The organism is Enterovibrio baiacu (genome assembly GCF_004120195.1).
GTDB lineage: Bacteria > Pseudomonadota > Gammaproteobacteria > Enterobacterales > Vibrionaceae > Enterovibrio > Enterovibrio baiacui.
Genome location: NZ_SCHN01000021.1, coordinates 79,030 through 90,812, shown reverse-complemented (window position 1 = coordinate 90,812; position 11,783 = coordinate 79,030). Strand labels below are relative to the sequence as shown.

The 11,783-nt window shown below is 48.8% G+C and carries 4 protein-coding genes; 2 read left to right on the top strand and 2 right to left on the bottom strand.

Annotated elements, in window-relative coordinates; genetic code table 11:
• Together EQP46_RS20490 and EQP46_RS20485 are read left to right on the top strand one after the other, a co-directional pair.
• On the top strand, positions 1-5,237 hold a 5,237-nt coding region (locus EQP46_RS20490; RefSeq protein ID WP_161972879.1), incomplete at its 5' end, for a VCBS domain-containing protein.
• Positions 5,238-5,743: 506 nt separating this feature from the next.
• Positions 5,744-8,620: a VCBS domain-containing protein gene (locus EQP46_RS20485; protein WP_129495397.1), complete on the top strand. Its 2,877-nt coding sequence runs from the start codon at positions 5,744-5,746 to the stop codon at positions 8,618-8,620.
• A 669-nt stretch (positions 8,621-9,289) separates the two neighbouring features.
• On the opposite strand, the gene EQP46_RS20480 is transcribed toward EQP46_RS20485, so the two are convergent.
• Together EQP46_RS20480 and EQP46_RS20475 are read right to left on the bottom strand one after the other, a co-directional pair.
• Positions 9,290-10,009, bottom strand: coding sequence for a DUF3726 domain-containing protein (locus tag EQP46_RS20480; protein ID WP_240671782.1), 720 nt, complete (start codon positions 10,007-10,009; stop codon positions 9,290-9,292).
• Entirely contained in the window at positions 10,006-11,739 is a 1,734-nt protein-coding gene (locus EQP46_RS20475) for a hypothetical protein (protein ID WP_129495396.1), read from the bottom strand. Before EQP46_RS20475 ends, EQP46_RS20480 begins: the two co-directional genes overlap by 4 nt.
• Positions 11,740-11,783: the final 44 nt, after the last annotated feature.

Below are 11,783 nucleotides of genomic sequence, written 5' to 3'. Positions count from 1 at the left end.
GTTCGGAAGCGTCTTACACGTTAACCATTTCCGAGGCTCCAACAACGGATTTAACCGTCACTGTCGTTGTAGGCCACAAGACGTCCGAAGACGGCGATGTCACGCCAGTTACTCGCGATGTGGTGATTGCAGCAGGCACCACATCAACCGACTTTACCGTCGCAACCTTGGATGACTCGATCCTTGAAACCAATGACGACGATGTCTTTGAAGTCTCGGTGACAGGTACTTCAGGCGGTGGTTTTGAAGTGCTGCCGGACAATCCCGCAGCAGTCGAAACCACGATCAACGAAGACTCCACTTCGACGGACAAACCGACTCTGACGCTCACGGGTGATTCAGAAGTCGTTGAAGGCGCGGAAGCATCTTACACGCTCACTATTTCAGAAGCGCCAACGACTGACCTCACCGTGACGGTTGTTTTGGGTCATAAGACGTCCGAAGACGGCGATGTCACGCCAGTTACTCGCGATGTGGTGATTGCGGCAGGTACGACATCTACAGATTTCACCGTGGCAACCTTGGATGACTCCATCCTGGAAACCAATGACGAAGATGTCTTTGAAGTATCGGTAACAGGCACCGCAGGCGGCGGCTTTGAAGTCTTGCCGGATAATCCCGCAGCAGTCGAAACAACGATCAACGAAGACTCCACTTCGACCGATAAACCGACCCTGACATTAACAGGTGACTCAGAAGTCATCGAAGGCGCTGAAGCCTCTTACACGCTCACTATTTCAGAAGCTCCAACGACTGATCTCACCATCACTGTCGTTGTCGGCCACAAGACATCCGAAGATGGCGATGTCACCCCAGTGACGCGTGATCTAGTGATTGCAGCAGGCACAACATCGACTGACTTTACTGTCGCGACGCTGGACGATTCTATCCTTGAAACCAGCGACGATGATGTCTTTGAAGTCTCGGTGACAGGTACTTCAGGCGGTGGTTTTGAAGTGCTGCCAGATAATCCTTCAGCGATCGAAACCACCATCAATGATGGCGATGTTGATGCACCAACCCTCACGCTGACTGGCGATAGTACCGTTGAGGAAGGAAGCGCGGCTAGCTATACCGTTTCAGTATCCGAAGCGCCGTCATCCAACATGACCATCTCGATTGTGATTGGGCACATCTCTTCCGAAAACGGTGATGTGACACCTGAAACACGCGATGTCACCATCCTTGCAGGAACAACCTCAACAACGTTCGATGTGTCGACAACGAATGATTTGATTGATGAATCCACTGATGCCGATGTCTTCAGTGTCTCTGTTGACAGCATTTCAGGTGGTGGATTTGAAAAGCAGCCTGAAGCACCTGCTGCGGTTCAAACCACCATTAACGACGGCACTGCCGATGCGCCGAATCTGACCCTGACTGGCGACAGCGCTGTCGATGAAGGGGAAGACGCAAACTACACCCTCACCGTTTCATCCGCGCCAATATCAGACATGAATATCACTGTGGTCATTGGTCATAAAACCTCAGAAACAGGTGACGTCACCGCTATAACCCGAACCGTCACGATTGCAGCGGGCACAACGTCACAAAACTTCACGGTAGCAACCACGGAAGATACGTTGAATGAGTCAGCGGATAACGACGTGTTTACGGTATCGGTATCAAGCGTGTCGGGCGGCGGGTTTGAAACACAACCTGCGTTACCTGCTAGCGTCGACACCACCATCAATGATGACGATGTTTCATCTTTGATTGAGGATGTTGGTTCACAGTCTGTCTCAGGTGTATTGCAGGTTATTGATGGCAGTGGCGATGAACTGACGTTTGCCAATACGACCGTCGTTGGCGACTATGGTTCTCTCACGCTGGTTGATGGTGAGTGGACCTATTCACTCTACCAAAATGCACAAATGCTAAATGATGGCCAAGAAGTGACTGAAAACATCACCTTGACCTCAACCGATGGCACGCCTCAGGTTATTTCTATTTCTGTGACAGGCACACAAGATGCTGCTGTCGTGACGGGGAACTTCACGGGCAGTGTTGATGTGGATGGATTCAGTATCAATCCCGATGAAACAAACAATGTTCATGCGGACAGCGACGTCATCACGAACGGTTCCAACCCAGCTTGGACAACAACTACGACGACCGTAAATGGTGTGCCCTACGTTATTACGACACAATGGGGAGCAGGCACTGTTTCTACACTCATATCACGTGTTAATAATGATGGAACACTCACCGAAACTGACCGCATCACATACAACCCAAGTGCCGGCTCCGTCGTCACATCTTCAGACGGCAATATCACTGCCGATCTTACTGCGCTTGGAATCAATGCATCGTCGTTGGGCAATGGGCTTACTCAATCCAATGCCTCGACCATTGATGGGCAACCGACGCTGTTTGTCACCTCGCAAAATAGCTCATCACTGACTGCATGGAACATTTCTGATTCAGGGACACTCTCCATAAACGGCGGGATTTCCAACATTACTGGACAAGATGGTCAGCGACATATCAGAGAAAACGTCACGTTTGAAGGCGCTGATGGCACAGACTACATCTACGTAACACGACCAGGAACCGACGGCATTTCCAAACTCACTTATGATGTGCAAACCGGTGAGATGACGAATGCCAACGAATTCATCTTCGCAGGTGAATCTGTCTCTTCCATCGATGTCTTCACGAATGACAATTACGACAGCTTCCTCGCTGCTGCGTCTAATGACGCGGTGAGAATTTTCTCGATTGATCAAAGCACAGGGGCATTAACTCTCGTCGATACAGCAACAGTCGCACAGGGTACGAGCAACAGTGTGAATTTCTACCACACCAGTGATGGACGAACCTACGCCATCTACGCCAACAGCTCGAGCGGCCAAGCGTCCATATTTGAGGTAAGTGGTACAGGCGAGCTCACGCTCACCGATACCGTCACTGGCGCTGGGCACTACTTTGCATCTGCGGGTTACATTGATGGAGAGCCTGTCTATGTGATGCCAAATGCAACCCAAGGTGTTGATCTCTATACCATCGGCCAAGATGGAAAATTGGTTTTCCAAACCAATGTGGCAGATATCGAAAATGACTGGACGCCTCCTGTCATCGTTCAAACCGAGGATGGCAGTTACTATCTGGTGGATGGTGATGGCGAAGACAATGGCATTGTCAGCACCACCAAACTGACCTTCGGCGATAGCGAAAGCAGCGACCCGGAAGATTCCAGTATCACGGTGTCGGGTATCATTGGCATTTCAGACATTGACTCGAACGACAACCCAAGCTTCGAGAACACGACGCTTCAGGGCACTTACGGTTCATTAACCTTAATTGACGGCACATGGACTTACACCCTAGATAAGGATAAATCTGCCAATATCCCTGATGATGAAACCACACAGGACATCTTCACGCTTACGGCAACGGATGGCACGGAACAAAGCATTGTTATTGATGTGACAGGCCACCAGCCAGCCATTGATTTGAGTCTGCAAGGCGAAAACACAGGGAGCATCATTGTCGACTTGTCACCACAAGCCGCATCACCAGGCTTTGTTGAAGACAGCTCAACGGGCGATGTTGCGTTCACACTTGATGCCTATACAGCAGATCTTGTCGATGACGCAGATCTAACCGATTCGCTTGAAACGCGCATCCAAATCACGTCATTGCCTAACGATGGCGTGCTGTATTACTTCAACGATAACGGCGCCAAAGTCGCCGTGACATTAGACCAAATCCTTCCAGATGACACCGCTTTCGTGTTTGAACCTGAACGCTCGTCCGTCACATTTTCGGCAAGTGATATCACAAGCTCTACTCAAACAACCGTCGTAAAAGACGGGATAACCGTCTCTGGCGGAACATTCTCAGGCTCTAAACCGGACTCAAGCAGCACGATCACCCCCGCCAATATCGCCTGGGAATTCGAAGCCGGCGAAAGTGGCATTGGTGTTGGTGCTGATAGAGAGCTCACCTCATCGCTCAATGAAGTGATGGTGATCGAGTTTACAGGCAATTCAGATATCACTAGCAGCAACATCGTGGTGAGTAGTGCTTATGGCAACTTCTCAGAGACCCGTCCCGCAAACGGTCAAGCACACGCCATTGTGTATCGCAACGGGCAAGTCGTTGGTGAATATGACTACCCCAACTTGTGGGAAGCATCTGGCGGCGACGGTATAGCCACGATTAACATCAGTAACGCCGATGGATTTGATGAAATACGTTTCTACGTCACAGCAACGGTGAACTCAAACCTAAACGTCACCAGTATCAGTGCTGAAAGCGTCAATACCACAGACACAGAGTTCACCTACAAAGCCATCAACTCGCTAAACAATGAAAGCGATACGGCAACGGTCACCTTAGGTCAAACCATTAATGACCAAGTGTCCGTCGCTACTCCGACAAAGGCAACAGGCTCACTGTCCGTTGTGGGCGCGAATGGTGTGGCCGCTGTTTTTGCCAATACAACCGAAACAGGCCTTTATGGCGAGATAGTGCTTGTCGATGGCATGTGGACGTACACGGTTGATCCTACCCGTCTCGATGCTATTCAGGACAACCAGAGCGTTCAAGATGTCATCACACTCACCGCGACAGATGGCACCACGACAGACGTCACGATCGTGATTGGGGAATCAGAAAGCGCGATCACTAACTTCTACACCTCCGCGGCGGATGACAGCCTGTCGGACATCATCAACATGGCCAACGTCACTTACATTGGCAGTGACAATGACGACGTTGTTCAGGGCGATGAGGGTGAGAATGTCATTCTTGCCCAAGAAGGCGACGACCGTATTTTCGGTGGCGACGGTAACGACACCATTGATTTAGGGTTTGGGGATGACTTTGTCTCAGGCGGAAGTGGAAACGACATTCTGGTAGGTGGCGAAGGCGAAGATGTTTTTGCTTATTTCAACGGCGATGAAGGCACAGGCTCTGCGCCTGCTGTTGACCATATCGGTGATTTTAATACTCAGGAAGACACACTAAACCTAACCGATCTCCTTCAAGGTGAAACGACTGAAACCGTCGATCAATACCTCAACATCGTTGAAGACAGTGAAGGACACGCCATTTTGAACATATCAAAAAATGGTGATGGCGTCATAAATCAACAAGTTGTGTTTGATAACTTAAGCGTTGACGACATGGCATCTGCCTACCAAATCGACACCAGTAACATGACAGCAGATCAAATTAGCACGTCAGTCATCGATGCCATGCTTATGCAATCAAAACTTGTGATTGATTAATTCGCGCAAAACAACAACACGCACCATTATAAATAAACCCGAACAATCTAAACGTTTAGATTGTTTGGGTGTTTAATATAATTACACAGGGACAAATAACGTTATTCATTGCATCACATATCAACCCAGAAACTTGGGCTTACCCAACAGAAAAACAATACCAAACAGCACATTTCCCACTGGGTTTTTAACAAATATCCACTCACCAATTAATTAGGCATAAAATCAATGCCTAGGTCATTTTTTCATTACAGTCACGCATTATCATTGATACATCCTGATCTAAATGTCTAGAACATACGGACTTATTATGGTTCAGGTTGAATATCAACGCGCAGCCATATTTACACTGTTCAAACATAATTAAGCGTCAGTCTCATTTATTGGATGGATAAAATCGTCTAGTGGGAGAATGGACGATATTTTAATGCTAATTTTCTTATAGATTCTGATAAATAAAATTACACATAAAAATAAATTAAAGACGCGGACAACAGGAGTGCATAATGCCGAATTCAGTTCTCGGTCTAGCATCCGGAAATGCATATATCATAAAAGCTGATGGTTCTATTCAAATTGCTTCCGACAATCCAACCCTTTCAGAGGGTGATATCCTCATTCCTTCAAAAACGGAAACGAATAGTAGCGGCAGCGAAATAGACAATACCAATGAGGGAGATCTTGGTGTTGTTGCAGAAGGTAGCGAAGACATCGCTATCGACGACCTACCAGCCGATGTTCAACAGATCATTGAAGCATTGGAGCGTGGAGAAGATCCTCTGAACGAAGAGGAAGCGGCACCAGAGGCGGGTGAAGGCAATATTGGCTCATCCATTACAGGTCCTCCTCTGATTGAAGCAGGCAGTGAACACGTACAAGTTGTTGCCGATTTTGCGCTGGACGATAGCGCGCTGGCCACAGATCAAGGTGCTGGCGATGATGATGAAATCAGTGCTTCATTACGCTTTATCCCCACAACAGATGATGATACCTCGCCATTACCTCCTCCTATCGTCGCACCAGATCAACCCCCTGTTTTTACTGGCACCCTAACCGGTAGTGTCGATTTCATTGGTTTTGATGTAAACCCAAATGAAGGAAGTAGCCTCACAAGCCCTGATGCGGCCATCTCAAACGGCACGCAGACAACACGGACGACCACCACGAGTTCAGTCTCGGATATGCCTTTTGTTATTTCGACCACAACAGGTGGCACTGGCGGTATTGCGACCATTTCTCGTGTGAACAACGATGGCACCCTGACCGAAACCGACCGCATCACCTATGACGCAACCAATAACACGATCATCTCGACGTCTGCTGGCGATCTCACGTCGGCATTTGCTGCTGCAGGAGTCGAAAACCTCGCGCTAAGAAACCTCACGCAGTCTAATGTGTTCAATGTTGATGGAAACGAAACCCTCTTCTTGACGTCCCACAGTGGCTCATCCATTACCGCATGGACTATTTCAGACTCTGGAACACTGTCCTTCAATGGTGGAAAGAGCTTCCTCAACGGGGAAGACCTGAAAAGAAGTATTGGCGAGAACGTTGTCTTTGAAGGCGCAAACGGCACAGAGTATATTCTTGCGACACGCCCAGGTGGGGATGGGGTATCCAAACTCACGTATGATCCTGTTTCAGGCCAGATAACGAACGACAATTACTTTATTGATGCGGGCGATGCGGTATCGGCGATTGATATCATCACCCTCGATAACTACAGCACCTTTGTCGTTACCGCGTCTCATGAAAACATTAAAACCTTCTCAGTGAACCCAAATAATGGTGAGTTAACGCTGGTTGATACGCAAACCCCGGCTCTCGGGAGTACACCCTCGGTGAATTTTTATCACACGCCGGATGGTCGAACTTATGCAATCTATGCCAACAACGCCCGCGAATCAGCAAGCATTTATGAGTTAAGCGACTCAGGTACATTAACGCTTACTGACACCATCACAGGCAATGGACATTACTTCGCTTCAGCTGGATACATAGAAGGCCAGCCTGTCTATGTCACAGCTAACGCGACCGAAGGTGTCGACCTTTACACCATTAGCGATGATGGCAAACTTATCTATCAATCAACGGTCACTGATCTGGAAAACGATTGGACACCACCGGTGATCGTACAAACGGATGATGGCAGCTATTACCTTGTCGATGCAGACAGCGAATCCGCAACAGCAAAAGTCTCCATTGGTGATGAAGATGTACTGACCGTTTCTGGCTCCGTCGCGTTTATCGACCCAGACTCCACCGATGTCCCCGTGTTCAACGACACAAGCATCAAAGGTGAATACGGCACCTTAACCTTGGTCAGTGGTGTTTGGACTTACACGCTCGAGCGCGATAAAGCCCAAAGTTTAGATACGGATGAAGTGGCGCAAGACACCTTTACTGTTACTGCAACCAATGGCGTACAGCAAAACATCGTCATCGACGTGACAGGTAACAAACCCTATGTTGCCAACAGCGTCATCGGGAACAATACCGATTCCCTTGCGCTCGATCTGTCACAAACTACAGCGACGGGCTCCCTGTCGATTGTCAATGCAGACGGTGATATGGCCGCAGTTTTTGCCAACACCACAGAGTCCGGCAGTTATGGGACGCTCACCTTGGTGAATGGTGACTGGACATACACCATTGACCCTTCCCTTCTGCCTGCCATTCCAACCGGCGATACACTTCAAGATTCCGTTTCGTTGCAAGCCACTGATGGCACAAAAACTGAAGTGGTCATTGTTATTGCCAATTCAGAAACCGACATCAACAACTATTACGATGGCCTCGCGAATAGCGGGTTGTCAGACATTATCGACCTCAACAGCATCACATATGTGGGCGGTAACGACGCAGACCTTATCCACGGAAACAGTGGCGACGATGTGCTTCTGGGTTTGCTTGGCGACGACATCATTAACGGTGGTGCGGGTAACGACACCATTGATTTAGGCATGGGTGATGACACTGTCATTGGCGGCGCTGGCAACGACACGCTTTATGGCGGTGCGGGAGAAGACACCTTTGTGTTTGAACTCGACGACGTTGGAACAGCAGCCTCACCCGCTGTCGATACCATTGGTGATTTCAACACGTCAGACGATGCGCTCGATCTATCAAACTTACTGCAAAACGAGCATGAAGAGAGCATTGGCCAGTATTTGAACTTCATCGATAACGGGAGCGGCAACGCCACACTGCAAGTGTCATCTGAAGGGAATGGCGATGTCGATCAGCAAATCATCTTCGAGAATAAAAGTGTTGCTGATTTTGCCAGCGATTATGGCATCACCATCACAGGCGTTGCACCAGAGCAAATCAGTACTGCGGTTATCGATGCCATGATTGCGCAATCGCAGATCATGGTTGATTAAACAACACCACACGAAGTCATCATGCCAGCACAGAGCGTTTCTCAGTGCTGGCTTTTTATTTTCCGTACATATTCACTCGCTTTCTATACAGAAAACAGCCCTTCCCACTTCCTCTTCGTAACACACGCCATTTCGCGGTTTTTACAACTTCGAGCGAAAACAAGATGTTAGCCAAGCAAGTAAACATGCGTGTTTACCTGTAAAAAACACCGTACAAAAAACTTTCACTTTTCGGCCAATACCGGTTGATCAGGTTCACATAAAACTGCATAATCTGCTCGAAATTTCACCAAGAGGAATAATCCGTGTCACAGAAAATCGTCGCTAAAGTCTCTAAGAACGCACCACTTTTTGTACTAATGGGCGCAACCATCGCGTTTACCATGTTTAATGCAATGTACTGGGGCGGCGTGCTGTAAGGCACGAATACCTTAGAGTATGTTAGAAGCCCAATGCGCTTTTAACATCGGGGAAAACTGGCAGTTGACCACCCTCGTTTGACTGCCAGATAGAACAAGAGTACCGCCGTCAATCTCTCGCCTCTTGCAACAAACTGCCTTTCGCCATTGCTTTCGACATCTTCTATTTATCCAATTCTGTAAACGCACAAAAAAGCCCGACTTTCATCGAGCTTGCTGAACACATCGAAACACCTTTCGCTATCTACTTCTACTGACCACCCGCCCCCATCTTTGACTGCTCACTGCTTTCCACTAAATTGCGGGATGCATAATGCTTGAGCGTCTGCCAATGAGCTTCATCAATCTCGATGCCGTCTCTCCATGCTCTTCGGTCTGCTTCAGACAAAGACTTTGCCGTGATACAGGTGGTGAAGGGGGCAAAATCTTCCGCTGTAAACGCGGCTTGTTGAACATCAACATGCAGGCTTTTCTTGGGGAGCTGCGGCAGTTCACTGAAATAGATATCCGGAAAACGTCGCCCGGCATTCCAAACACAATCGACATGAAACGGCGCTTGGCTGTTGCTCCACTGAGCACGAACCGACAACCCCTTACCCGCCAACTTGAGCAATTCTCCGTACGCAAACCAACGGTTATGGCTATTTAGGATTTCGATATGGATTGCTGAGCGACCAATCATTTGATCCATAGACACATCAACCAACGCTGGAAAATGATTAAGCAGACTCGCGCCTTTCAGATCCGCGGAAATGGTGGCCTCATTCGTCAAAAACGCACCGACAGGCACGTCAGGCTCTGCTGCCAGAAAATCCAGCGATGACACAAAATGCGAGACCCCTTTCAGCCCCGACATTTCTAAATCTGCCACCATGTTGGCAATCACATCCGATTCCCCACATTGACGATGCAGACTTTCGTAAGCCTTACTGCACAAAGAGACCAGTTCATTGTGAGAGAGATACATCATGCTGACACACCTCGCTGACATGTCGCCAGTTCCGTCACTTCACATTCAGTGCAAGGCATCAGCGGAAATAGCCAACTTTCCTCAAAGCGTTGGGCCGCGAGATCACTCACCAAAGGCGCACCTTGGAATAACGTCACACGCACCCAACGGTCAGAACGAGGATCGAACTTCGTCGCACCAAACATCGACAACTTACAGCGCAACAAATGCATGGGTAATGCGCTCTGCGACAAGACATTCATTTGAATGTCACCCATCGGTTGCTGTGCCATTGTCCACACGCGTCGTGAAATCACGCGGTAAGAAGGATTGCTCAGTAAGAAGTGCGCCAAAGACTGAGAAGGCTCCGCGAGCTGCAAGGCAGCGTATAACCTCGATACTTGACGCCCGATGTCCAAAGGTAGCTCGCGTTCCTCACCGGGTTCTTGCCCACGAACGCCCATTCTTGGCTCTTCTTTGTCTTGTGAGCGATACCAAAACCAATACTGATTTTCAGGCTCGCTAAAATCGACATCAATCGCCCAACGGTAACGCGTTTCCATTACCGCCAGCATGTCTTTTACCGTCACACCAGGGTCGAGCGATAACGACTCGTCCGTATTCAGCTTATCGATGAAGCGATCGACGCACTCAGGGAAGATTTCCATGATGCAGGTCGCCAGTACTTCTTGGGTTTCCAAGCTCAAATCTCTTGAACTGTCGAGCACATCAGTCCACGTGTCGAACGGCGTAAACGGCTGTCGAATACGCGTCATCAACATCGGGAGTTGCGCGATACATTCCGTATTCAGCGCTTGTTGCTGTTCGTTGATCGTGATGATCTGCTCAAAGTGTGTTTGGGCTTTTTTCAGTAAGCCACACACACGATTTACCGTCTCGTCATTCACTCGCTGTGCGCACGCAGAGGCCAAAGCCATTTCACGCTGGGACAACCAGCGATCCACCACCCGAGGATGACGAATAAGGTAAGGAGCCATACCTAAACCCGTCGCATTCCCGATGCCGAGGTAACGTTTCAATTGAGGGCATATCGTTGATGCTTTTTCACCGCCACGTTGTTGAGCAATAAACTCCACCCAATCCAAGCTGAACTGACGAAGAATATATACCGCGCACATTTGGGCGCTGAAGGTTAGATTGAAATCGTTATTGCTCTGCAGGGTTTCAAAATCTGCAATGCCGAATTTGCCATTGCCATACACAGCAGTGGTACGAAGGATGTAACCCACGCGGGCAATTTCGGCGGTATCAGGCTGCTCCCCTTGTGCCAGTGACGACACCAAATGCTCAAACACGCGCACGCTTTTATTCGCGCGTGCTAACACCAATACACGGGAAGAGTTTCGACCTGCCTCTTGCAAAGGCACATTTTGGCGCAATTGCTCAATGGTGCTCATGTCCACACGGCCACGGATCAGCGCGAATGTGACATCCCATTTTTCTGCGATAACACGATCGTTTCGGTCTTCATCGGCGATCGCATCTGAAAAGACAACCAATTGGTAGATGTCGTGGGAAGCGTCAAGTTCGTAAACTGCCGTACCAAAGCCTTTGTCATTCATTTTCCAAAAGGCTTGAGACACTTTCCAATTTTCACTCGCCATTTTTCTGATCAGCGATCGAACAAAGCTGATGCGGGTTTGGTGCATGGCGCCCAAGCGCTCAGGGGCCATTACAATTGCTGGGTCTCGGAGGGTTTTCTCAGATTCCTTGGCAAAGCTCGCGTTCATTCATGCTCACCTATGATTCTGGGACGTTCCTATTTGTCCTTATC

Coding starts and splice junctions, on each gene's coding strand:
- EQP46_RS20485 (WP_129495397.1), top strand. CDS start 5,744: ATGCCGAATTCAGTTCTCGGTCTAGCATCCGGAAATGCATATATCATA.
- EQP46_RS20480 (WP_240671782.1), bottom strand. CDS start 10,009: ATGATGTATCTCTCTCACAATGAACTGGTCTCTTTGTGCAGTAAGGCT.
- EQP46_RS20475 (WP_129495396.1), bottom strand. CDS start 11,739: ATGAACGCGAGCTTTGCCAAGGAATCTGAGAAAACCCTCCGAGACCCA.